General features: G+C 52.0%; 26 protein-coding genes. All 26 read left to right on the top strand.

Annotation, left to right across the window (positions count from 1 at the left end):
- Window positions 1-1,161 (top strand): flagellar M-ring protein FliF (gene fliF, locus GX016_08770; GenBank protein ID HHT71642.1); only part of this gene is annotated, 1,161 nt, incomplete at its 5' end.
- Between the two features lie 7 nt (window positions 1,162-1,168).
- Window positions 1,169-2,185, top strand: a complete 1,017-nt coding sequence (gene fliG / locus GX016_08765) for a flagellar motor switch protein FliG (GenBank protein HHT71641.1) — start codon at window positions 1,169-1,171, stop codon at window positions 2,183-2,185.
- The gene (locus GX016_08760; protein ID HHT71640.1) at window positions 2,178-2,936 is read left to right on the top strand and encodes a hypothetical protein; all 759 of its coding nucleotides are present in this window, start codon (window positions 2,178-2,180) and stop codon (window positions 2,934-2,936) included. Before fliG ends, GX016_08760 begins: the two co-directional genes overlap by 8 nt.
- Complete coding sequence (locus GX016_08755; GenBank protein ID HHT71639.1) at window positions 2,936-4,267, top strand: FliI/YscN family ATPase; 1,332 nt, start codon at window positions 2,936-2,938, stop codon at window positions 4,265-4,267. The genes GX016_08760 and GX016_08755 overlap by 1 nt, the downstream gene beginning before the upstream one ends.
- Window positions 4,268-4,271: 4 nt before the next feature.
- Entirely contained in the window at window positions 4,272-4,715 is a 444-nt protein-coding gene (locus GX016_08750) for a hypothetical protein (GenBank protein ID HHT71638.1), read from the top strand.
- A 1-nt stretch (window position 4,716) separates the two neighbouring features.
- The gene (locus GX016_08745; protein ID HHT71637.1) at window positions 4,717-5,277 is read left to right on the top strand and encodes a hypothetical protein; all 561 of its coding nucleotides are present in this window, start codon (window positions 4,717-4,719) and stop codon (window positions 5,275-5,277) included.
- A gap of 21 nt (window positions 5,278-5,298) precedes the next feature.
- Window positions 5,299-6,495, top strand: coding sequence for a hypothetical protein (locus GX016_08740; protein HHT71636.1), 1,197 nt, complete (start codon window positions 5,299-5,301; stop codon window positions 6,493-6,495).
- A gap of 14 nt (window positions 6,496-6,509) precedes the next feature.
- Window positions 6,510-6,965, top strand: coding sequence for a hypothetical protein (locus GX016_08735; protein HHT71635.1), 456 nt, complete (start codon window positions 6,510-6,512; stop codon window positions 6,963-6,965).
- Window positions 6,952-7,338, top strand: coding sequence for a hypothetical protein (locus GX016_08730; protein HHT71634.1), 387 nt, complete (start codon window positions 6,952-6,954; stop codon window positions 7,336-7,338). The genes GX016_08735 and GX016_08730 overlap by 14 nt, the downstream gene beginning before the upstream one ends.
- A 73-nt stretch (window positions 7,339-7,411) precedes the next feature.
- A complete protein-coding gene (locus GX016_08725) occupies window positions 7,412-8,695 on the top strand; it encodes a flagellar hook protein FlgE (protein HHT71633.1) in 1,284 nt (427 codons plus the stop codon).
- A gap of 67 nt (window positions 8,696-8,762) precedes the next feature.
- Window positions 8,763-9,569: a motility protein A gene (locus tag GX016_08720; GenBank protein ID HHT71632.1), complete on the top strand. Its 807-nt coding sequence runs from the start codon at window positions 8,763-8,765 to the stop codon at window positions 9,567-9,569.
- Window positions 9,570-9,622: 53 nt separating this feature from the next.
- Entirely contained in the window at window positions 9,623-10,342 is a 720-nt protein-coding gene (locus tag GX016_08715) for an OmpA family protein (protein HHT71631.1), read from the top strand.
- A complete protein-coding gene (locus GX016_08710; protein HHT71630.1) occupies window positions 10,335-10,796 on the top strand; it encodes a flagellar basal body protein FliL in 462 nt (153 codons plus the stop codon). The genes GX016_08715 and GX016_08710 overlap by 8 nt, the downstream gene beginning before the upstream one ends.
- Before the next feature lie 13 nt (window positions 10,797-10,809).
- Window positions 10,810-11,802 (top strand): flagellar motor switch protein FliM, encoded by a 993-nt coding sequence (fliM, locus tag GX016_08705; GenBank protein HHT71629.1) that lies wholly within the window; start codon window positions 10,810-10,812, stop codon window positions 11,800-11,802.
- Window positions 11,792-12,928: a flagellar motor switch phosphatase FliY gene (fliY, locus tag GX016_08700; protein ID HHT71628.1), complete on the top strand. Its 1,137-nt coding sequence runs from the start codon at window positions 11,792-11,794 to the stop codon at window positions 12,926-12,928. Before fliM ends, fliY begins: the two co-directional genes overlap by 11 nt.
- Window positions 12,929-12,945: 17 nt before the next feature.
- Window positions 12,946-13,308: a response regulator gene (locus GX016_08695; protein HHT71627.1), complete on the top strand. Its 363-nt coding sequence runs from the start codon at window positions 12,946-12,948 to the stop codon at window positions 13,306-13,308.
- 12 nt (window positions 13,309-13,320) lie between these two features.
- A complete protein-coding gene (locus tag GX016_08690; protein ID HHT71626.1) occupies window positions 13,321-13,899 on the top strand; it encodes a flagellar biosynthetic protein FliO in 579 nt (192 codons plus the stop codon).
- 2 nt (window positions 13,900-13,901) lie between these two features.
- Entirely contained in the window at window positions 13,902-14,657 is a 756-nt protein-coding gene (fliP, locus tag GX016_08685) for a flagellar type III secretion system pore protein FliP (GenBank protein HHT71625.1), read from the top strand.
- A gap of 21 nt (window positions 14,658-14,678) precedes the next feature.
- On the top strand, window positions 14,679-14,948 hold the full coding sequence (gene fliQ / locus GX016_08680; protein HHT71624.1) for a flagellar biosynthesis protein FliQ: 270 nt from the start codon (window positions 14,679-14,681) through the stop codon (window positions 14,946-14,948).
- Window positions 14,949-14,957: 9 nt separating this feature from the next.
- A complete protein-coding gene (gene fliR / locus GX016_08675; protein HHT71623.1) occupies window positions 14,958-15,740 on the top strand; it encodes a flagellar type III secretion system protein FliR in 783 nt (260 codons plus the stop codon).
- Window positions 15,709-16,821, top strand: coding sequence for a flagellar biosynthesis protein FlhB (gene flhB / locus GX016_08670; protein HHT71622.1), 1,113 nt, complete (start codon window positions 15,709-15,711; stop codon window positions 16,819-16,821). The genes fliR and flhB overlap by 32 nt, the downstream gene beginning before the upstream one ends.
- Window positions 16,822-16,839: 18 nt before the next feature.
- On the top strand, window positions 16,840-18,903 hold the full coding sequence (flhA, locus tag GX016_08665; GenBank protein HHT71621.1) for a flagellar biosynthesis protein FlhA: 2,064 nt from the start codon (window positions 16,840-16,842) through the stop codon (window positions 18,901-18,903).
- On the top strand, window positions 18,900-19,991 hold the full coding sequence (locus GX016_08660; GenBank protein ID HHT71620.1) for a flagellar biosynthesis protein FlhF: 1,092 nt from the start codon (window positions 18,900-18,902) through the stop codon (window positions 19,989-19,991). The genes flhA and GX016_08660 overlap by 4 nt, the downstream gene beginning before the upstream one ends.
- Window positions 19,984-20,835: a MinD/ParA family protein gene (locus tag GX016_08655; GenBank protein HHT71619.1), complete on the top strand. Its 852-nt coding sequence runs from the start codon at window positions 19,984-19,986 to the stop codon at window positions 20,833-20,835. The genes GX016_08660 and GX016_08655 overlap by 8 nt, the downstream gene beginning before the upstream one ends.
- Before the next feature lie 15 nt (window positions 20,836-20,850).
- Window positions 20,851-21,489: a hypothetical protein gene (locus tag GX016_08650; GenBank protein HHT71618.1), complete on the top strand. Its 639-nt coding sequence runs from the start codon at window positions 20,851-20,853 to the stop codon at window positions 21,487-21,489.
- A gap of 116 nt (window positions 21,490-21,605) precedes the next feature.
- Window positions 21,606-22,842, top strand: a 1,237-nt coding sequence (locus GX016_08645; GenBank protein ID HHT71617.1) for a chemotaxis protein CheA, incomplete at its 3' end; no start/stop codon positions are given.

Genomic DNA, 22,842 nt, shown 5'->3' with positions numbered 1-22,842 from the left:
GGCGTAACGGACTTTGAGCGCCGCATGCAATACATACGTGCTTTAAGAGGAGAGCTTTCACGCACCATCAGCCAGATGCAGGGCGTTCGTTCGGCGGCAGTAGAGTTAGTGCTGCCCGAGGAACGCCTATTTGCGAAAGAAGCGAGCCCTCCCACTGCTTCCGTGGTTCTGGATACAGTGGGCGAATTAAGTGCTAGTCAAGTGCGAGCTATCATGCACCTGGTATCACATAGTGTGGAAGGATTGGTTCTAGAGAACATTACCGTGGTGGACATCAGTGGCCAGGTTCTGTCTGATCTAATCGATCCACAGGTGTCGCCGGCAGGACTGTCTGTATCTCAGTTGCAGTTGCAGCGTTCGGTTGAAAGGGAGATTGAACGCAACGTTCAGACTATGCTGGAACAAGTGCTAGGTTCCGGGATGGTGGTAACCAGAGTAAAAGCCGAGTTAAACTTTGATCAGCGTGAGGTTACGAGCGAATTCTTTCAACCGGTGGTGGATGACGAGGGGATACTGCGCAGCATCCAAGAGCTGAAAAAGACTTTCGAAGGGCAAACTGCCACCGAGGGAGCCGCCGGAACGGCCACCAACTTACCGCCTCGCTACCCAACCGATGCCGGTGCTGAGGGTAGATACGAGGAAATGGAAACCACTAGAAACTATGAAGTCAGTCAAACCCGCGAACATTTGGTGGTAGCCCCCGGCAGTGTACGTCATCTATCGGTAGCGGTGCTAGTGAACTCTAATCGCGACGGGGGCTTTTCCCAGCCGGAACTGGATGCTATTCAAACAGCGGTAGCGCATGCGGTCGGTCTTCGTCCGGAGGATCGATCGGATCAAATTAGCGTAGTATCGTTGCCATTTACACCGGTTGCTGCTGAACCGGCTTTCCAGCCACCTTCGCTTCTGAAGCACCCGTTGGTTTATCTGGTCCCGGCTGTGGTGGCGGCGATATTGATTCTCTTTGTTTGGCGGCGTCGCCGTAAGACGGTTTCCTTAGATGAGTTAGCCCGGGCTGAAATAGTGGCCCGGGAAGCTGCAGCCACGGAAGAGGATCCAGAAGTGGCTGAACGTGAGCGTATCCGTAAAGAAGTGGAGCGGTTAGCCCGACAGCGGCCGGAGGAGCTAGCCCAACTGTTGACAACTTGGATTAGCGAATGAGAAAGCGGTGATAAATGTGCGCTCGGGCCTCAGCGGCAAAGAAAAGGCGGCGATTATTCTGATTTCTCTCGGGCCTGAGCTTTCCGGACAGGTGCTCAAGCATTTACGAGAAGATCAGATAGAGGAATTAACTTTAGAAATTGCCGGCTTACGCCGGGTGGAACCGGATGTTGCTGATGCGGTCCTGCGGGAGTTTCATCAGTTGTGCCTGGCTAAAGAGTATATAGCCCAAGGGGGCATTGAATATGCCCACGACATGCTGGAACGGGCACTGGGAACTCAGCGAGCGCTTGATATTATTAATCGGTTAACTGCATCTCTTCAGGTACGGCCCTTTGACTTTGCTCGTAAGACCGATGCCAATCAGCTCTTAAGCTTTATTCAAAACGAACATCCGCAGACCATTGCTTTGGTAACAGCATATTTACAGCCGGATCAAGGAGCCCATATTCTTTCCTCCTTGGAACCGGAGAAGCAGATCGAAGTGGCTAAACGAGTAGCTTTGATGGATAGTACGTCTCCGGACGTGATTCACCAGGTAGAAAAGGTACTGGAGCGAAAGCTGGCCGCTACCAGTAGCCAAGAATACGCTCAAGCCGGCGGGATCGAATCTATTGTTAATATGCTCAATGCTGTGGACCGGGGTACAGAAAAGACAATTTTGGAAGCGTTGTCTCAGCAGGAACCGGAGCTGGCGGAAGAGATCAAGCGCCGCTTGTTCACCTTCGAAGATATTGTTATTTTGGACGACCGAGCTGTTATGCGGGTACTGCGTGAAGTGGATTTGAACCGAGATCTACCTTTGGCACTTAAGGTGGCCAGCGAAGATGTGAAGCGCAAGATCTTCAAGAATATGTCCAAACGAGCCGTGGATACACTGCAGGAAGAAATTGGCTACCTGGGACCGGTGAGACTACGCGATGTGGAAGAGGCCCAGCAGAAAATCGTCAATATTATTCGCAAGCTGGAAGAAAGCGGGGAAATCATAGTTGCTCGAGGCGGGGAGGCTGAGGTTATTGTCTAGCATATTGAAAAAACCGCCTATAAGTCAAAAACCACTAATAGTGACTGCCCTGCCGATGGTTCAGGCAGAGCCGAATTCTAATATAGCTCGGTTGGAGACCAAAGATCGGCGGTGTGAGCGGTGCCTTAAAGATATGGTTAAGGTAATGGAGACTAATTTGCTGGCTGCGGCTAAACATAGAGCTGTCATACTGGAGCGCGAAAGCAAGAAACGCGCTGAAGATATTATGACTAAAGCGCGTCAGCAAGCTGCTCAGCTAAGACAGGAAGCAACCGACAAAGGCCACCGGGAAGGCTACCAGGCTGGTTTTGAAGCCGGGCAGGAGACAGCCAGAGAACTGGTGGACGAGGCTCGGGAACTGCTGGCAAAAGCGAGGGAAGAGAAAGCCAGACTTCTAACCGAGGCGGAGCCGGAGGCGCTGGAGTTGGCCTTCCAACTGGCAGGAAAAATATTGCGCCGCGAGGTGACCAAGTCACCGGAGGCGTTAGCAGAGCTGCTTAAGGCTGCAGCCGATAAACTGCCTCAGGGCGAACCGGTGGTGGTGGAAGTTGCCCCGGGTGAGAAACAGCTTTGGCACGAGGCTGAGGAGACACTCCGAGCGGCCATGTCTGATCGGCCGTTTGAGATTGCTGAAAATGCTACTGTACCCCCAGCGGAGTTTATGCTTTCTTCTGCAGTAGGCACTGTTGATGCTCGCCTCCAGCCACAATTAGAGGTCTGCCGAACTCACCTTCTAGGGGAGGATGTTTAATGTCGTCCTTGACGCCGAACCTTAGGCCTTACTGGGAGCAACTGCAAACCATAGATCCGCTTCGGGCTTGGGGACGGGTGTCGCGCTTAGTGGGGTTTACTTTAGAGTCGGAAGGACCGCCAGCAGAAGTGGGTGAGGTATGCCTGCTGTCTACGGTTACCGGCGGCACCACTTTAGCGGAAGTAGTTGGATTTCGCGACCGTCATTTGTTACTAATGCCCATCGGTGATTTAACCGGTATTGGCCCCGGAACGAAAGTGGTTGCCACTGGTGCACAATTGACGGTGCGAGTGGGACCTGAGCTTAGGGGGAGAGTACTGGACGGGTTGGGTTGTCCTATCGATGACGGACCGCCATTGGTCAATGGAACTACATATCCGCTCAAGGCTCAGGCACCGCATCCTCTACTACGGCAGCGCATTGAGGAGCCCTTGGAGTTAGGAGTTAAGGCAGTGGACGGACTTCTAACCTGTGGGAAAGGTCAGCGCTTAGGTATTTTTGCTGGTAGCGGTGTTGGCAAGAGCACCATGCTGGGGATAATGGCCAAGAATACCACCGCTGACATAAGTGTTGTGGCTCTCATCGGTGAGCGGGGGCGGGAGGTAAGGGAGTTCTTGGAGAAATCTTTAGGCAGTGCCGGGTTGGAACGCTCGGTAGTGGTAGTGGCCACGTCTGATCAGCCGCCGCTGATTCGAGTCAAAGGAGCCTTTGTTGCCATGAGTATCGCTGAGTACTTCCGCAACCAAGGATTTGATGTGCTGTTTATGATGGACTCTATCACCCGTTTTGCCATGGCCCAGCGGGAAATCGGATTAGCTGCCGGTGAACCGCCTACCACGAAAGGATATACCCCGTCAGTCTTTTCCTTGTTACCCCAATTGCTGGAACGAGCTGGGGCAGCTGAACGCGGAACTATAACAGGTCTGTTTACAGTACTTGTAGATGGCGATGACCTCATGGATCCTATTGCCGATGCCGCTCGCAGCGTTCTGGACGGCCATATTGTGCTCGCTCGGCGTTTAGCCAGCTTGAATCACTACCCGGCGATAGATGTATTACAGAGTGTGAGCCGGGTGATGCCTGATGTAGTGGATGAACAGCAACTGCGGCTGGCTCAGGAAGCGCGGGAGGTACTGGCAGTTTATCAGGAAGCTGAGGACCTGATCAACGTTGGGGCCTATGTTGCCGGTAGCAATCCTGCTATTGACCGGGCCCGATCCCTGATCGACCCTCTCCGAGCTTTTCTCCGCCAGGGTGTGGATGAAGCCTTCACTCTGGCCGAAACGCGGCAGTTACTAGCTCAGGCCCTTAAGGAGAAAGAGGAGGAATGAGTACATGGAGTTTCGCTTTCGCCTGGCACGGGTGCTTAAAGTAAAAGGAATATGGGAAGAACAAGCCAAGCTAATACTGGCAGCCGCCGTGGCGGTGCGGGAGCGAGAAGAAAGGCTTCTTGATCAAAAGGCTACTTGTTGGCATTTGACCTGGACCGATCTTACAGGGACTGGCCTTAGGGAGGGGCGGGAGATAGCAGGACAGTATCTGTTGGCCCGCCTGGCCAAGGGTGACTATGAACGTCAGACGACTAGGGTTCAAGAAGCCCGGCACAAATTCGCCACTCAACAACAGGAGTTTTTGCAACGCCGGGCCGACCGACAGGTATTGAGTCAACTGGAAGAGAAGAGACGGGCCCAATATATTCTAGAAACTCAACGCACCGATCGAGCTCAGCTAGATGAAGTGGCCTCCCTGTTCCACCTCAAACGCCAAAGGAGGGTCTGAGGTGGCCAAAGTAACAACAATTCAGTCCAGCCCACCCAGGAAAGGGTGCTGGCTCGTATGGTTAGGGGTACTGCTGGCTGTTCTCTTTCTAGCGGTGTTGGTGTTCTTGTTGTTGAATTTCTTAGGTGTTGTTAGTCTATCGTCTTTACCTCGGACTCTACCCTGGTTCCAATCTCCGGCAGTGGAATCCGAACAGATTCAACAACAGGAACAACTGGCCCGGGAAAATGCTGGTTTGCAGGCGGATCTGGCCCAGCTGTCCAGTCGGCTGCAGGATAAAGAAAGCGAGATTGCTGCTTTGCAGGAACAGGTAGAACGCCTTCAGGCTGAACTGGCAGAGCTTACCCGGCAAGAAGAGGCTTTTGCCGCCGTGGCTTCAGTCTATGGCCGTATGGATCCACAAGCAGCAGCGGGTATCCTGGGAAAACTGCCCACGGAGGAAATACTGCCACTTCTGCGCAAGTTGAAAAAAGACCAAGCGGCAGCTATTTTGGCTTTGATGGATAGCGAAAAAGCTTCCGAGCTCACTCGAGCTTGGGCAAGAATAGAACCAGAAAGCTGAACCAGGAAAGGAGGTGAGAACATGACTGAGACTGTACACATTGCTGCCGGAAGGGAAGCTCAACTTGCAGCGAGGTTTGAGAGGCAAAAGACCATCCCGAGGGAAGATTTAGGGCCAGCTGGTTTTGCTGCTCTGTTGGCCGGGATGCTTGCCGGAACTGAGTGGCCGCCTATTTCTTCGGCAGCCCAGGAGGTATCGATGGCAGAAGAGAAGATGGTCTCTGCGGCCGGAGGGATGGAGCTTACCAGTGTTGGTCACCCAGCCGTGCCGGCTGTAGACACCGACGGCGAACCAGCGGAAGGGGCTGCTGGACCGAAAGAGCCAGTTAAGCTAGAGGAGACCCTGGTCTTTGCGGCCGGAAAGGAACGCCTACCTTCGGAGCTGCTTTCTGCCGAACTGGATGCTGCCCGAGGAAGGTCGAAACAAGCCGCTGGGTTTCCGGGGGTGGCCGAGGAAGAGAACGGCGTCACTGCTGAGACCGTCGCTCGCTCTTCAGCTGCTGTTTTGACACTGGACGGGTTGTCTGCCCAGGGAACTGGACCCGCTGCAACCGAGCGGGAGAACCTGGAGCCGGTGAGACCGCCACCGGTACCTGGAGCTTTGGGAGCTGATGAGCCCATAGCGGTTCAAGAATTGCTCAAAACAGAGACCGCTCCGAAGGCAATGCCGGCAAGCAGGACGGCTCCAGTTCGTAGTCAGGCCAAAGAACAAGCAGCCACGGCGTTGGCAGCGCCGCGATTCACTATTCCTGAAGGTATCGACCTTGACCGGGAAGAAAACAGACTGTCTCTAACCGAAGCCAGTCGCTTGTTTCGGCAAGCCCTGGAGCAGGCAAGCCGGCAACAAGGCAGCGGCCGGCAGGAAGTAACCCTCAAACTTGATCCGCCTAACTTAGGACAGGTGCGCCTCACCTTACTGCACCGTACTGGTGTTGTGAGTGCCCGTTTTCAGGTGGAGAATAATGCGGCTCGTGGCGCTCTGGAGTCGAACATGACCGAGCTTAAGGAAAGCTTGGTTCAGCAGGGGATCAAGGTAGAGGAACTGACCGTATTCATAGGTCAGGGTGGCACCGACAGTAATCAGTTTCACCAGGGACAGGACAGATTTCCTTCCCACCCATCCCGGACTCTCTTCGGAGCACAACCTGTCGGTATCTTCTCAGATCACCAGGATGACCGGCCCGTTTGGGCCCAGGGTACTCTGGATTTACTAATTTAGGGGGTGAGAGGTCCATGCAGGTAAGCGCGGTGGGCAATGAAACCGGCAGCACGGTCTTTGCCGCTCAAACGCTGGGCAAGGACGACTTCTTACAGCTGCTAGTTACTCAGCTTAGGCTTCAAGATCCGCTGGAGCCAATCAAAGAAAGGGAGTTCATCGCTCAGCTGGCTCAATTTAGCACCTTAGAAGGGGTCAATAACCTGTCCCGGGAGCTGGCTGCACTGACTGATCTACAGCAGGCTTTGCTATGGCAGAGTGCAGACCAAGCTGCGGTCCAGATGATCGGCCACCAGGTAACGCTGGCCACAGATGATGGTGAGATAAGCGGTACCGTGAGTTCTGTTCGCTGGCACCAGGGCCGACCACAAATTGTCGTGGGAGATCAGGCGTATGACCTGGGCTATGTAAAAGAGCTAAGATTGGCCCCGGCGAAAACCGACCGTGAGGATGAGACTTATGACCGACAATAGAGTGTTCCTCCCGCCTCCAATCCTTAAGCCGGCAGTGCGTCCCACGGCTGCAGCTCAGGCGGACACCAAGATTGCTCCGCAAGAAGAGAGGGATTTTGCGGCCTATCTAGCCGAAGCACAGGGGTTGCAGGTATCACGCCATGCCCAGGAGCGCTTGTCCCGACGGCAGATTCCACTGACGGTGGAAACCTGGGGCCGAGTTCTTCAGGCGGTGGACAAAGTGGCGGCAAAGGGTGGTCGTGATTCGCTGGTATTGGTAGGGGATTTGGCCTTGGTGGTGAACATTCCTAACCGGACAATAATAACAGCGGTAGACGGACCTAGTATGAGAGAACGAGTGTTTACCAATATTGACAGTGCCGTAATTGCCTAGAGCCGGACCTTTCCGGGGGCTCTGCGCTGCCGATTGACTGAAGCAGCGCACGGCAAGAAAGGAGGAAAGTGTCATGATGCGTTCCATGTACGCGGCCGTATCAGGCTTGCGTAATCACCAGACCCGTATGGATGTGATTGGCAACAACATTGCTAATGTTAATACCATCGGTTTTAAGAAAAGCCGAGTTACCTTTAAAGATGCTTTCAGCCAAGTGCTAAGGGGGGCTAGCCGACCTCAAGGCGGCCTCGGCGGCACTAACCCTATGCAGGTGGGCATGGGGATGGTACTGGGCTCCATCGATACCATTCACAGTAAAGGCAACGCCCAAAGCACCGGCAATATGACCGACTTGGCTATCGATGGCGAGGGGTTCTTTATCTTGAATTCAGGCACTGGTTCCATTTACTATAGCCGGGCGGGAGCCTTCCGCTTTGACCGGGCAGGGAACTTTACCAACCCTGACGGGCTCAAAGTGCAAGGGTGGTATTTAGACGAGCAGGGAGAGCGGATTAGGAGCCGCACCGACAATCACAAGGATCCGTCGGCACCGCCCATGGATCTGGCCCTGATTCACCAGCTGGCACCGCCGAAGGCCACGGAAAACGTAGTGTTGTCTGGCAACTTGCACGACGGCACAGAAAGCGAGGAATTCAGTCGTAGCTTCACCGTGTACGATCAAAAAGGGAACGGTTATGATGTGCAGATAGAGTTTACGCCATCTGGTACTGCCAATGTATGGAGCTGGACCATTCCACAGGATGGCAACGAAGACCACCCCTACCCGTCCATCGACGGTACCATTGAATTTACAGAAGGCGGAAGGCTAAGTCAGGTATCATTAAATAGTACACCATCAACAGATGCTACTGTAGAATTGCAGTTTGTTGCACCAGATGGCGGAACGACAAAACAAGCCTTTGACTTCTCCGCTATCACTCAGTACGCCGATCCTCGGGGCGAGTCGGTACTGAAGGTGCAGCAGGACGGCTACACCTACGGTGACTTGGAGGAAATTGTAGTGGACGACAAAGGCGTTATCTCCGGTAGCTACTCAAACGGCACCAGCCGTCCGCTTTTGCAGGTCGCCATTGCTGCGTTTACAAACCCCAGTGGGCTTATTGGTCGGGGGAACTCGTTATTCACTCTGTCCAACAACAGCGGCGATCCGCAGATAAACCCGCCAGGTATGGGCCTGGCCGGGGCGGTGGCGCCCAGTTCGCTGGAAATGTCCAATGTGGATTTATCGGAGGAATTTACCGATATGATTGTTACTCAGCGCGGTTTTCAGGCCAACTCCCGCGTTATAACAGCCTCGGATGAAATGCTGCAGGAATTAGTGAATATGAAACGGTAGTTGTTCGGTTGGTCCAGGCCGGGAAGGCAGGGCTTCAGGTCCTGCTTTCCCGAATGGAGGTGTGAGCATGGACATTGCCACAATAATTGGCATAATATCCGGCCTAGTACTGCTTGGAACTGCGCTGGGGCGTTCCGGTGGCCTGAGAACTTTCTGGGATGTGCCTTCGCTGATGATCACGTTGGGCGGCACTATTGCCGCAACTTTTATTAACTACCCTTTGGATCAGATACTTAGCATCTTCAAGGTAGTACAGCATGTCTTTCGTCGCAAACTACCGCCGCCGGAAGATGTTATTGCTAATCTGGTATATTTCACCGAAAAGGCTCGCCGGGAAGGGATTCTGGCTTTGGAAGAAGAGGCGGAAGCCTTGGATGATGAATTTATCAAGAAGGGTCTGCAGCTGGTGGTAGATGGAAGTGATCCGCAGCTGGTTCGCAATATCTTAGAGACAGAACTGGCTTTTGTGGAAGAGCGCCATAAGTCCAGCCAGGGACTCTTTATCACCATGGCTACGTTAGCACCGGCCTTTGGAATGTTGGGTACCATTATCGGGCTCATTGCCATGCTGAGAAGCCTTGACGATCCTCGTTCCATTGGCCCGGCCATGGCTTTAGCTTTAATCACCACTTTCTATGGTTCTATCATTGCCAACCTTGTTTGCATTCCCGTCGCTGGGAAGCTTAGTGTTCGTTCCGGAGAAGAGATACTCTTGAAAGAACTTGTAATTGAGGGCGTGTTATCGCTGCAAGCCGGGGAGAATCCTCGCTTGGTTGAGGAGAAACTGAAAGCTTTTCTACCTCCCAAAGCGCGCGATTCCTTGGCCGCCAAGCGCCAAGCGTTGGATATGGGGCAACGGGAGGTGCTGCCATGAACCGACGCCGCAGAAACAATCGTGAGTTGTCACTGCCAACTGCTGCCGGCTGGATGACTACTTACGCCGATTTAGTTACCAATATGTTATGCCTGTTCGTCTTACTATTCGCTTTTTCCCAAGTGGATGTAGCTCGGTTTCAGGAAGTGATTATTTCGGTACAGGGGGCTTTCGGTGTGCTACAAGGCGGCAGCTCCCTTACCCCGGAGGCTTTGCCCGGTGGAGCTGGGGACGATATAACCTTGCAATGGCAAGCTGAGCAACGACGGTTGGAAGAGATTATGGGGGAAATCCAACAGTACGTGGACAGCAGCGAGCTGGAAAACAAAGTCCAGGTGTGGTTAGACGAGCGCGGATTGATGATTCGGTTCTTAGACACGACATTGTTTGACTTAGGCCAAGCGAATCTAAAACCAGAAGCTCAGGTGATTCTAGACAACGTGGCTCAGATTCTGGTTACTGTACCTAACCGGATCAGGGTGGAAGGGCATACCGATGATTTACCGATTAATACCTATCGCTTTCCGTCCAACTGGGAATTATCCACCACTCGTGCTACTACGGTAGTAAAGTATTTCCTGGAGCAATACGGTTTGCCCCCAACCCAGTTCTCGGCTGCAGGTTACGGGGAATGGTACCCAGTAGCACCTAATGACACAGCCCCAAACCGGGCCCAAAATCGACGAGTAGACATTGTAATTTTGCGCTCCAGTATCGGCCAGGAAGAGCTGCCCACCAAGAAGGGCTGGGAAGGAGGTGCTCCTGGTGAATAAGACCAACCAAGTAGCCTTGACTCCGCCGAAAATCATTTTGATCAGCCTCCTTCTGTTGGTTTTGTTTGCCGTGACTACGTTAGGGATTGTCACCTTTTTGGTAAGAAATCAGAGGGAGCCGGCTCCGGCAGCGGCTAAACCGCAAGGCACCGGTCCCACTTATCCTTTGGAAAGTTTTAATGTAAATTTGGCTGACCAGGAGAGCCGGCATTATCTTAAAGCAACTATAACACTTGAACTAAGCTCACCTAAGGTTGTGACAGAACTGGACAAGCGCCAAGCTCAGATTCGCGACATTACCATAACATTGCTTAGAGAGAAGAAAGCTGCAGATCTCAAGGCCGGAAACACAGCCGTAATTGAGCTTAAACAACAGATTCAGAAACATATCAATATAGTGCTGGAAAACGGACAAGTGACAGCTGTATACTTTACCGAATTTATTGTTCAATAGGGAAGGTGATACCGTGGCAGAGGTGCTTTCCCAAAATGAAATAGATACCCTGTTGGCGGCGTTATCCAGTGGTAGTGTTGATGTGAATGGTATCAAAGAAGAAGAGGAGCAGAGAAGGATCCGGATCTATGATTTCCGGCGTCCAAATCGTTTTTCTAAGGAACAAATCCGAACCCTATACATGCTTCATGACAACTTCAGCCGCCTGCTCAGCACATTTTTAGCCACTCAATTACGTACCCCAACCCAAGTGGAATTGGTGTCGGTAGAAGAGATGACCTTTGATGAATTTACTCGCTCGGTGCCTAACCCAACCGTAATGGCTTTGGCCAATCCTAACGAACTGGAGGGACAGATTGTACTTGAGCTCAATCCCGGGTTGGCTTTTGCCCTGCTGGAGCGCCTATTGGGTGGACAGGCCGAGGGTCTAATGGACGTAAGACCGCTGACGGACATTGAATTAGCAGTGGTAGAGCGGCTTATTCATCGGGTGTTACAGGTGTTAGATGAAGCTTGGGCTCATGTTTCGCCGTTACGATTGGAACTGGAGCGGATGGAGACTAATCCGCAGTTTGTTCAAATTATTTCCCCCTCGGAAATGGTAGCTTTGGTCTCACTGAGGGTGAAAGTGGATGCTGCCGAGGGATTGTGCAACTTTTGCTATCCATATTTGTTGTTAAAACCGGTGGCCCCTAAGCTCAGTGCTCACCATTGGTTTTCGGCCCTGGATCCCCGAGTGGCACCGGCTAACCAAGAGGTTTTGCGCCGCCGTTTGGCCCGTACCAGCATTCCGATTGCAGCGCAGCTGGGGCAAGCAAAAATAACGGTTCGCGACTTGCTTAATCTGCAAGTAGGAGATGTTGTGGAACTAAACACCCGTGTCGGTGGAGATATACTCCTTCTCGTGGGGTCACAGCCCAAGTTTTGGGCTTGCCCGGGACGGATTGACGGCCGTTTAGGTCTGAAAATCAGTACCCCGTACAAAGGAGATGAGAATGGTGGCTGATAAGCTTCTGAGTCAGGAAGAAGTGGATGCTATCTTAAAGGCTGGAATTCAAAATGAAGACGAGAACCCGTATCTTGACCATGTAGAAACCGATGCCCTGGGTGAGATTGGCAATATCGCCATGGGTACGGCAGCCACGACCTTGTCCATGCTGCTAGGACAAGAAGTCAAGATAACCACTCCCAGAGTTTTCATTACTACCGAGAAAAAACTTAGGCAGGATTACCCGTACCCGTATGTATTGCTGGAAGTAAGTTATGTTCAAGGCCTCCAAGGGACCAATCTTTTGGTGGTACAAGAGAAGGACGCTATTTTGATTTCGGAATTGATGATGGGTGGCAGTGAATTGCCGCCAAACATCCAAGAACTGGACGAGATGCGTTTGTCGGCTGTGGGTGAAGCCATGAACCAGATGATGGGTTCTTCAGCCACCGCTATCTCTACGGTATTTGATCAGAGAATTAGAATTTCACCACCCAACATTCACTACATTAATCTGGCCGAAACTGAGCTGGCGGCAGTGAATGGGAAGCAACCCTTGGTTCAGATATCATTTGCTATGACCATAGGTAGCTTAGCTGATACAGAGATTATGCAAATCCTGCCTCTGGATTTTGCCAAGGAAATGGTGGCTACGCTTATGGGGTCGCTGGCTGACAGCGTAAGTGGCAGCCCGGATGTACGCGAGCTGGTCAGCGGCCAAACGGTTTCAGCACCCGCTGGGCAACCTGATCGGCCAGAGCAGGCGGCCGTGTCGGCGCAACCTTCAGCCCCTACAGCCAAGGCTACGCCTTTACCCCAGGAAAAAGTGGTGGTTCAACCGGTAGCCTTTGCTCCACTCACTGCTGAGCAGCCTTCTTCGGTAGGCACTAATCTAGATCTCTTGTTGGATATCCCACTGGAGGTGACAGTAGAACTTGGACGTACCAAAAGACTGATCAAGGATGTGCTTGAGCTCGGCGTTGGGTCCGTGATTGAACTGGATAAGCTGGCTGGTGAGCCTGTTGATGTGGTGGTGAACAGCAAGCTGGTAGCTCGGGGTGAAGTAGTTGTTATCGACGAGAACTTTGGCGTTCGGATAACCGACATTCTTACCCCGGTGGAACGGGTAAAACAGTTGCAATAAGAGCGGGAGGGTAAAAAGTGAGTAATAGAATTCTCATTGTAGATGATGCAGCTTTTATGCGGATGATGCTCAAAGATATTTTAGTCAAGAATGGCTATGAGATCGCCGGCGAGGCCCCGAATGGGGTTTTGGCCATAGAACGCTACAAAGAAACGCAACCGGATTTGGTGACTATGGACATCACTATGCCTGAGATGGACGGAATTACCGCGGTTAAGAAAATAAGGAAGATTGATCCGGAAGCCCGAATTGTTATGTGCAGTGCCATGGGTCAGCAGGCTATGGTAATTGAGGCTATTCAGGCCGGAGCACGGGATTTTATCGTTAAGCCGTTTCAACCGGAGCGAGTTATCGAGGCAGTGCGCAAAAATTTAAATTAAGGGGTCTTGACCATGCGCTACTCTCGAGATAAAGCAGTTAGAGTACTAGTTATCCTAATACTATTGGTCTTAGTGTGCTCAGAAGTTCAGAGGGACGCCAAAGCGGCCACTGCCCAGCAACAAGAGTTACCGGCAGATCAGAGCGATACTACCAGGGCCCATACTTATGGGTCGGCATTTAGCCCCGGACGCTTACTGCTAAAAATGATCCTGGGCTTGGCCGGTGTTCTGTTTCTTTTGTTTTTACTGGGAAGAATTCTCTCCGGTCGCTTGGGACTGCCGGCGGGAAGTGCTCGCTATTTATCGGTACTGGATAGCTTGCCGCTGGGCTCGGGAAAGGGTTTGATTATTATTCAGGTGGGCAAAAGACACTACCTGCTGGGTATTGGTGGTGAGCGCATTGATCTGTTAACGGAGCTTGAAGAAACAGATTTAGTTGCCTCGGCCGAGAATCTCAGCTTTGCCGGGGTATTAACCCAGGCGCAAGGTACAAGACAGAGCAACTGGCAACAAACAACTGAGCTCATCCAGCGCCAAATAATGCGCTTGCGCCGCAATGATCACAGGGAGCGCGAGGGAGAAGGCGAATGAAGATGACAAGGCGGTACTTGGGGATAGGTGCAATTATTATTTTGATTATCTTAGGAGTCGGCTGCTCAGTTGCGGCTCAACCGGCAGCTTTCCCGCGAATCGAGTTAGGACTTACACCGGCTACAGAGCCGCAAGAAGTGGCACTTGGTCTACAACTTTTGTTTATGCTTACTGTGCTTTCGTTGGTGCCGGCAATATTGGTATTAACTACATCCTTTACCCGAGTGGTAGTAGTTCTGTCTTTTGTCCGCAGCGGACTGTCCACGCAACAGGTTCCACCTAACCAGGTGATTCTTGGCTTAGCGTTGTTTCTAACCTTTTTTATTATGGCCCCGTACTGGAGTCAAGTTAATGAGCAAGCTTTGCAGCCTTACTTAAGCGGACAGCTTTCATCTCAGGAAGCACTGCAGATCGGCACCCAGCCCATACGGACTTTCATGTTTCAGGAGACGAGGGAGAAGGATCTGGCTTTGTTCATCGGACTGGCCGATTTGCCCCGCCCGGATGTGCGCGACGATGTGCCCACCCATGTCCTTATCCCTGCTTTTGTGATCAGTGAGCTGAAGACGGCCTTTGAGATCGGTTTTCTTATTTACATACCGTTCCTTATTATCGACATGGTGGTGGCCAGTACCTTGATGTCCATGGGTATGTTGATGCTCCCGCCGGTTATGATTTCGCTTCCATTTAAGTTGCTGTTATTTGTGATGGTAGATGGCTGGCACCTTGTAGTTCGAGCTCTGCTGGAAAGCTTTTAGAGAGGAACGGAGTGAAGTATCATGAGTGAAGAGTTTGTCCTCAGTCTTGGGCGCGATGCCCTGTATACGGTACTACTGGTAGCCGGCCCTCTGTTGCTACTCAGCCTGTTTGTGGGTCTCATCATCAGTGTTTTTCAGGCTACAACCCAAATTCAAGAACAGACGCTGTCCTTTGTGCCGAAAATAGTGGCCGTTCTTTTGGGTTTGGTGCTGTTCGGCCCCTGGATGCTGCAAATAATGCGTGAGTTTACTGTCCGCCTAGTAACTGCAATTCCGGCGGTATTACGCTAAGGTGTACATATGCTAGACTTTGTTTACTGGACTAAGGCGTATCAGTTGTTTCTGTGTTTGGTGGCCCGCTTAAGCGGCTTTCTGGCTACAGCTCCTTTCTTTGCCAGTAGGAACATTCAACCCAGTGTACGGGGTTTTTTAAGTATATTGCTGGCTCTGCTTTTTCTGCCTCTGTTTTCGGCGGGAGACCTGTTACTGGCTGACACTGGCTGGAGTCTGGTTCTGATGCTCCTTAAGGAAGTAGTACTGGGTTTGACCTTAGGTTATGCCAGCAGCATTGTCTTTGCCGCCTTCCAGGTGGCGGGCCAAATCATTGATATGCAAATGGGATTTGGAATGATTAATGTTTTGGATCCTCAAAGCGGTAATCAAATACCGCTAATCGGGAACTATCTCTATCTAATAGCGATGTTAGTTTTCTTAGCTTATGATGGACACCATTTCTTGCTTCATGCTCTTTGGAGCAGCTGGCAGTTGGTGCCTCCGGGAGGAACTTGGGGTAGCCCGGACTTGTTGTGGGAAATTCTAAGAGCTACGGCAGTGATGTTTATAGCTGGCATTGAGATTGCTACTCCGGTCTTGGGGGCTTTGTTCCTGGCTGACTTAGCCTTGGCTGTTCTAGCGCGGACCATGCCGCAACTGAATGTTTTTGTAGTGGGTCTACCCATGAAGTCTTTGTTGGGGCTGTTCACTCTTGCTTTGTCGGTGCCTGTTTACGGTGTTTTCTTACAGATAGTGCTCACGGAGGTGCAACGGACCCTTGACTTTATTCTTTCGCTCATGCCACCGTGATGAGGATTGGTTCATCAACCTGCAGCTCTTTGCCGGTGAAGAAAAGACGGAGCCGGCAACTCCTCATCGTAGACGTGAAGCCCGTCGAAAAGGCCAAGTCTTTCACAGCGTTGAATTCTCGGCTGCTATAAATCTACTGGCAGCGGGGACTTCTGCCTTCTTGCTGATCCCTTGGTGGCGAGAGGAAATGATAAAACTGACCCGTTCAGTGTACAAGTTGTATCCTCTTGATTTCGATCCGGCTACTGTCAATCGGCTAGGGTTCCTTGTTGTGACTAACCTTTTGCGTTTAACGGCACCGTTGTTTCTTATTGCCACGGCGGCCGGAGTGGCAGCGAACTTAGCTCAGGTGGGCTTTGTTTTTAGTCTGGAGCCGCTGGCGTTCCGGTTGGACAGACTCAATCCTATCAGTGGTTTGCAGCGGATGTTTTCCCGGCGCTCGGTTGCCGGCTTGATTAGGAGCCTGATAAAACTGTGCCTGGTCGGTGCGGTGGCTTACCTCAACCTAAGACGCGAGTTCTACTTGATTCCTCGACTGCCTCTGGTCGGGCTATCTGGCTATGTGAATACTTTGGGTACTTTGGTTTGGCGGTTATTATGGCAGTGCGGATTAGCGATCTTGCTGTTGTCCGCTGGGGATTATGCTTATCAACGTTGGGAGTACGAGCAGAGCCTGCGAATGTCGATACAGGAAATCAAAGAGGAGTTTAGGCAAACAGAGGGCAGTCCGGAACAGCGCGGGCATATCCGGGAACGACAGAGGCAGTTGGCCCGTGCCCGTATGATGCACCAAGTGCCGCGGGCAGATGTGGTCATCACTAACCCGACCCACTATGCGGTTGCGCTCAAGTATGATGCTGCCACTATGGCTGCTCCACGGGTGGTGGCCAAAGGAGCAGGTCTGATTGCAGACCGAATCAAGGACTTGGCCAGAAAGCATGCCGTCTTGATGGTGGAAAACAAGCCTTTGGCCCAGTCATTGTACCGTACGGTGGAAGTGGGAGACGACATTCCGGCTTCTTTTTACCAAACAGTAGCCGAAGTTCTAGCCTATGTTTATCGTCAGCGAGGATTAATCTAAGCGAAAGGAGCCACCGGAATGCTTCAGATAGGGGGCACGGCTTCAGCTCGGGGAGTAAGTTACAGCGATCTGGGAGTAGCAGTGGCAGTCATAGCAGTGGTAATTATGATGGTGGTGCCGCTGCCTACGTTTATACTGGATCTCTTGCTTACGTTTAACATCACCTTTGCCCTCACCACCCTTTTGGTCACCATGTATGTGCAAGAGCCCCTTCAAATTTCAGCTTTTCCGTCCCTGCTGCTCATGGCAACATTGTTCCGACTGGCACTGAATGTCTCTTCTACCCGGCTCATATTACTGCACGGTTACGCAGGCCGGGTGGTCCAAGCTTTCGGTGAATTTGTAGTGGGCGGTAACCCGGTGGTAGGCTTTATTGTTTTTACTATTCTTGTTGTTATCCAATTTGTAGTGATCACCCGAGGTGCCGAACGAGTGGCGGAGGTAGCAGCGCGTTTTACTTTAGATGCGATGCCGGGCAAACAAATGAGTATCGACGCTGACTTAAACGCCGGCCTCATTGACGAGGAAGAAGCCCGGAGGCGACGGCGGGAAGTGCGACAGGAAGCCGATTTTTATGGTGCTATGGACGGAGCCAGTAAGTTTGTAAAAGGAGACGCTATAGCAGGAATAATTATCACTTTGGTCAACATTGCCGGCGGCTTTATTATTGGAGTGATGCAAGGCCAGCTAGAGCCGCTGCAGGTGCTGCAAAAGTACACCATTCTTACAGTGGGCGACGGCCTGGTAAGCCAGATACCGGCACTACTAATTTCTACTGCTACCGGCATCTTGGTTACGCGGGCGGCTTCCGCGGGAAGCTTGGGAGAAGAACTGACGTCTCAGGTGCTCAGTGAGCCGCGGGCCCTCTATCTAGCTGCCGGGCTTCTGGCTATTTTAGGACTTATACCTGGATTACCCCATATAGCGTTCTTAGTCCTGGCCGCACTCTTTGCTTTCTTAGGATACCGCCTCAGCGGTGCTGCGACCGTGCCGGCCCAACCGGTGGCAGCTTCTGATCGAGGGCCGGAACAGTTGCGGCGACCCGAGGCGGTGGCAGCACTTTTGGCTGTAGATCCGCTAGAGATTGATTTGGGCTACGGTTTGATAAGCTTAGCTGATGCCGAACAAGGCGGCGACCTACTCGATCGGGTGGTACTGCTGCGCCGAGAATTAGCGTTGGAGTTGGGTCTGTTGGTACCCACGGTGCGCATACGGGACAATATTACTTTAGCCCCTAACACCTACGTGATCTTGCTTCGAGGGGTAGAAGTAGCGCGAAGCGAAGTGCTTCCTGGCTATTATTTGGCCCTGGGAGAAGCTGTCGACACCAAAGAGCCCGGGATCCCCACGCGCGAGCCGGCTTTCGGTCTCCCGGCCTGGTGGGTCAGCGCCGAAGACAAAGAGAAAGCGGAACAAGATGGGTTTACGGTGGTGGATCCGGCCACAGTCATGGCTACCCACCTGACAGAGATAATTAAGAAGCATGCGGCGGAAATTCTAAGCCGCCAACAGATGGAGATCATGTTGGAGACTGTACGCCAGGAAAGCCCTGCGCTGGTTAACGAAGTGGTACCGGGCACTATTGCACCGCTGGATCTGAAGAAGATTCTTGGTAATTTACTTCAAGAAGGTGTGTCTATTCGTGACCTAACAACTATCTTGGAGACAGTGGGCAATTATGGCCGGCTAACCAAGGATACCGATACCCTGACGGAATATGTACGCCAGGCCTTAGGTCGACAGATTTCTCGTACACTGTCTCCGGAGGGAAAACCGGTGCCGGCATTGACCTTGGATCGTTCAGTGGAAGAAGCCGTGGAAAAGAGTCTACAACAAACGGAGCAAGGAACCTTTTTAGCCATGGAACCAAAGATAGCGGAAGGGATCTTAGCGGCTCTCAAAAGTGAGCTTAATCGGCTGCCTCCGGGACAAGGAACGCCGGTGGTGTTGGCTTCGCCTCTAGTTCGCTTTTATTTCAAGCGATTGATCGAGCGTGCCTTTCCCCAGCTGGCCGTTGTCTCCTATAATGAGTTGGATCCGGATCTAACAGTGGATGTATTGGGAAGGGTGAGTTTGACATGAAGATCCGGCGTTACGTGGCTCCCTGTCTTGAGGAAGCAGTAGATCGGGTGAAGAGGGAACTGGGCCGGGATGCTATTATTCTGGAAGTACGTCGGGTGCGGGCACCTGGATTTTGGGGTTGGTTAAAACGGCGGCGGATTGAAGTCACGGCTGCTGTGGCTCAACCGGCGCTGCCAACTACTCCTGTGCGGAAGATCACGGTCCCGGAACAATCTACTCTACCCTCCAGGAGTTATGCTGAACCAGTAGTAACATCGACTACCGTTGCTGAGAACATGATGCCTGAGCGCTTGCGTACCCCTTATGCTTTGGCACGTAGCCAGACCGAGCTGTTGGTTGGTCGCGGTGTTCAGCCCGAGCTGGCCCGACAAGTAGTGGAGCAGGCCATGGCTGCTCTGTCGGCAGAAGAGTTGAGCAACAGCGAGGCACTTGCCCGCAGCATTAACAGAGTAATTGTTAACTTTTTTGTCCCTCAAAATCAGGTGGGATTGACGAGACGGGTAGTTGCGTTTGTGGGTCCAACCGGAGTGGGCAAAACCACCACCATTGCCAAGCTGGCTGCTGTTTATAGGTTACAGCAGGGAAAAGAAGTTGCCCTAATGACAACTGACACGTACCGGATAGCGGCCGTTGAACAACTGCGCCGTTATGCCGACATTTTGCATGTTCCGTTAGAAGTGGTCTATACGGCTGAAGACCTTCAGGCTGCTTTGGATCGGCACCAGGAAGCAGAAGTAATCTTGGTTGATACAGCCGGTCGTAGTCCGCAGCAAGGATTATACTTGGCTGAACTAAGGAACTTACTAGCTGGGATTCCAGGGGTACAGACTGTTTTGGTGGTAAGCGCCACTACTAAAACTGAAGACTTAGAACTAATCTTCGACCGGTTTCGAATATTTAGCCCCTCAGAGCTGGTATTTACCAAGGTAGATGAAACTGAGAGCACAGGCACTTTGCTAAATTTGGTTAACCGCATGAGGGTGCCGGTGGGATTTGTTACTAACGGGCAGAACGTTCCCGATGATCTCAAAATAGCCAACCCACAACTGTTGGCGGACTTGGTCCTGGGAGGTGACCATCATGCTTGACCAGGCCCAGCGTCTGCGCCAATTGGCCCACCAGTGGGAGCGACGTCGCACAAGACGCACAATTGCTATTACCAGCGGCAAAGGCGGGGTGGGTAAGACAAACATCGCGGTAAATTTGGCCCTGGCATTGCATGAGAGAGGACACACGGTTACCCTGTTGGATGCTGATTTGGGCCTGGCCAATGTGGATGTGCTTTTGGGCATTACGCCGCCGTATACACTGGGGCAGGTGGTACAACGCCAATGTAGCCTGGCGGATATTGTCTACCCTGCCTACGGCATCAAGGTAGTGGCCGGGGGCAGCGGCCTGGAAGAGCTGGCAACGTTACCGGAAAGTGAACTGTTGTACTTGTTTCATGATGCAGCTCAAATAGATAGCGATTTCTTTCTTATTGATACCGGAGCCGGGCTGTCGTCGAAAGTAACGAGCCTAGCTTTGGCAGCCCAGGAGGTGGTAGTAGTTACCACCCCGGAGCCGACTTCCTTAACCGATACCTATGCCTTGATTAAGGTTCTCAACCGAAGGAGTTGCGGCCTGACTTTGCACCTGGTAGTTAACCGGGCCGGTAGCAGCAAAGAAGCGGCCCAAGTTACAGCCAATTTTTGTCGGGTGGTGCAGGATTTTCTGGCGGTGCCCGTGAATTCTTTAGGTTACATACCAGAAGATCGTCTAGTTAAAGCAGCTGTATCTCGCCAGCAACCTTTATTATTTACGTTTCCTTCAGCACCGGCGGCAGAGCGGCTGCGAATGATAGCTGCAACCTTAAGCGGTGATATTTGCCCATCAGTTAGCGGCAGTGGATTGAGCGGTTTTTTGGGTCGCTTGCGCTCTTTCTTTCACTAGGGGGTGTGCCTTCTCATGGGATCAAAATTACAGCTCAATCAAAAAGTATCTATCCAAAAAACAGATTCCGCTGACAATCAATTCTACTCTTCCTACATAACTGCAATGGAAGAAGATACCATCAGCTTGGCTACTCCCATGTATCGGGGAGGCTTGGTTCTGTTTAACAAGGAAGAACAGATCCGTGTCTACGCTTGGCCGCTGGTGTTCATAACCAGAGTACTAGAGCGGCACTTTCTACCGCATCCGATATTGATAGTAGAGCGGCCTCGGGTTTTTATCAAGGACCAAAAACGTAGTTTTGTCCGACTGGAGATAAGCTTACCAATCGTAATCCGAGAGCTTACAGGCGGTCCATTGTCAAGACCGATAGGAACTGAAATTAAGACCCATACAGTGGATATTAGCGGTGGCGGGGCACTGGTTGTTTATCCCCGTGAATTACCACTGGGAACATGGTTGGAGCTGGAGATTTATCTGCCGGAAAAAATCAGCTGCCGGGCCCAGGTACGACGACTGGAACATATCAATGAAGCCGCGCGCAAGGTACGCGTAGCAGTTGAATTTGCTGAAATTGCACCAGCAGAGCAGGACAAAATAATTGCTCTTATTTTTCAACGTCACCGGGAACTTAGACGCCAGGGTCTGTTGTAATGAAATAGCCAGCAGTGAAGGAAACCAGCGGCAGCAGACCTGTTTTGTGCATCGGTAGCGGTTTCTGGTGGAAAGCGGGAAATCGGAGGCGGCACATGAACAAAGGAGAGAACATTATGACGAGCGATAGGTCGCGATATGAACAAGTGTTTTTTGCTGAAGCCCAAGAACACTTACAGATCTTAAACGACGGGCTGCTTATGTTGGAACAAAACCCCGGTGACTACGAGGCCGTTAACTCGGTCTTTCGAGCGGCACACACAATCAAAGGCATGGCAGCGACCATGGGCTATGGTACTATTACTATGCTTACCCACAACTTAGAAAATGTGCTGGACAAAGTACGGGAGGGGACAACCCAGCTATCTCCACAGCTTTCAGACCTCTTGTTTCAGGGAGTGGACTTACTAGAGGGTATTTTGGGTGATGCCCAGGCCGGTGCTGAGCCGGGACCGGAGTCCATCGCCGCCCTGTTACAGGAATTAAACCGCTCGCTCAGTCTCGAACATCAGGAGCCAATAACTCTTGACCAACAGGAGCCGCTCAGCGATCAAGTAGCGGGGACCATGCTAAGGAACCATGAGGTCCAAGTGGTAACCGAGGCCTGTTCACGTGGCTACGGCGCTTACTTCATTACTGTCCATCTAGTCTCCACCTGTCTGATGAAAGCTGTTCGGGTATTTCTGGTTTTTCAGCGCCTCCAGGCGAAGGGGGAGATTTTACGAGCTGAACCACCGGTTGAGGATTTGGAAGAGGAGAAGTTCGGGGATAGTTTTCGGCTCTTATATATTTCGAAGCTGGATCAAGAAGCAGTCCGGCACCTGGTTGCCGAAGTGACTGATGTCGTACGGGCAGAGGTCGTCCGAATCAAGACAGATGAGCATGCAGTCTCCGCCAGTGCGGGGCCACCGGTAGCTGATAAAAGCCATCGCCACCTTACCACTCAGACAGTTCGGATCGATATTCATCGTCTGGACAGCCTGATGAATTTGGTCGGGGAGCTAGTCATTACCAAGACACGGCTAGAACAACTTTTGCTGAAACACAGTTCGTCGGAAATAGAAGAGACGCTGAAATTGTTGTCGCGAGTTGCTGGCGGGCTGCAAGATGCCGTGATGAAAGCACGCATGGTTCCACTGGCACAAGTATTTAACCGTTTCCCTCGCATGGTGCGGGACTTAGCGCGTGAACTGGGGCGAGAAGTTGAATTTACCATCGAGGGTGAGGAGACTGAGCTAGATCGAAGTGTCATTGACGAGATCGGCGATCCACTGGTGCATCTTTTGCGTAACGCCATTGACCATGGGATCGAGGCACCTGGGAACCGGCAGCAGAAGGGCAAGTCTGCTGTTG

The sequence above is a fragment of the Bacillota bacterium genome (assembly GCA_012837285.1).
GTDB lineage: Bacteria > Bacillota > DTU030 > DUMP01 > DUMP01 > DUNI01.
Note: the sequence above shows the minus strand (reverse complement) of the source record. Positions and strands in the feature narration are given on the sequence as shown.

What these genes read in the sequence shown, in the direction of transcription:
- GX016_08755 (HHT71639.1), top strand. Translation starts at nt 2,936, where the DNA reads ATGTCGTCCTTGACGCCGAACCTTAGGCCTTACTGGGAGCAACTGCAA.
- GX016_08750 (HHT71638.1), top strand. Translation starts at nt 4,272, where the DNA reads ATGGAGTTTCGCTTTCGCCTGGCACGGGTGCTTAAAGTAAAAGGAATA.
- GX016_08740 (HHT71636.1), top strand. Translation starts at nt 5,299, where the DNA reads ATGACTGAGACTGTACACATTGCTGCCGGAAGGGAAGCTCAACTTGCA.
- GX016_08735 (HHT71635.1), top strand. Translation starts at nt 6,510, where the DNA reads ATGCAGGTAAGCGCGGTGGGCAATGAAACCGGCAGCACGGTCTTTGCC.
- GX016_08730 (HHT71634.1), top strand. Translation starts at nt 6,952, where the DNA reads ATGACCGACAATAGAGTGTTCCTCCCGCCTCCAATCCTTAAGCCGGCA.
- GX016_08725 (HHT71633.1), top strand. Translation starts at nt 7,412, where the DNA reads ATGATGCGTTCCATGTACGCGGCCGTATCAGGCTTGCGTAATCACCAG.
- GX016_08720 (HHT71632.1), top strand. Translation starts at nt 8,763, where the DNA reads ATGGACATTGCCACAATAATTGGCATAATATCCGGCCTAGTACTGCTT.
- GX016_08715 (HHT71631.1), top strand. Translation starts at nt 9,623, where the DNA reads ATGACTACTTACGCCGATTTAGTTACCAATATGTTATGCCTGTTCGTC.
- fliY (HHT71628.1), top strand. Translation starts at nt 11,792, where the DNA reads ATGGTGGCTGATAAGCTTCTGAGTCAGGAAGAAGTGGATGCTATCTTA.
- GX016_08690 (HHT71626.1), top strand. Translation starts at nt 13,321, where the DNA reads ATGCGCTACTCTCGAGATAAAGCAGTTAGAGTACTAGTTATCCTAATA.
- fliP (HHT71625.1), top strand. Translation starts at nt 13,902, where the DNA reads ATGACAAGGCGGTACTTGGGGATAGGTGCAATTATTATTTTGATTATC.
- fliQ (HHT71624.1), top strand. Translation starts at nt 14,679, where the DNA reads ATGAGTGAAGAGTTTGTCCTCAGTCTTGGGCGCGATGCCCTGTATACG.
- fliR (HHT71623.1), top strand. Translation starts at nt 14,958, where the DNA reads ATGCTAGACTTTGTTTACTGGACTAAGGCGTATCAGTTGTTTCTGTGT.
- flhA (HHT71621.1), top strand. Translation starts at nt 16,840, where the DNA reads ATGCTTCAGATAGGGGGCACGGCTTCAGCTCGGGGAGTAAGTTACAGC.
- GX016_08660 (HHT71620.1), top strand. Translation starts at nt 18,900, where the DNA reads ATGAAGATCCGGCGTTACGTGGCTCCCTGTCTTGAGGAAGCAGTAGAT.
- GX016_08655 (HHT71619.1), top strand. Translation starts at nt 19,984, where the DNA reads ATGCTTGACCAGGCCCAGCGTCTGCGCCAATTGGCCCACCAGTGGGAG.
- GX016_08650 (HHT71618.1), top strand. Translation starts at nt 20,851, where the DNA reads ATGGGATCAAAATTACAGCTCAATCAAAAAGTATCTATCCAAAAAACA.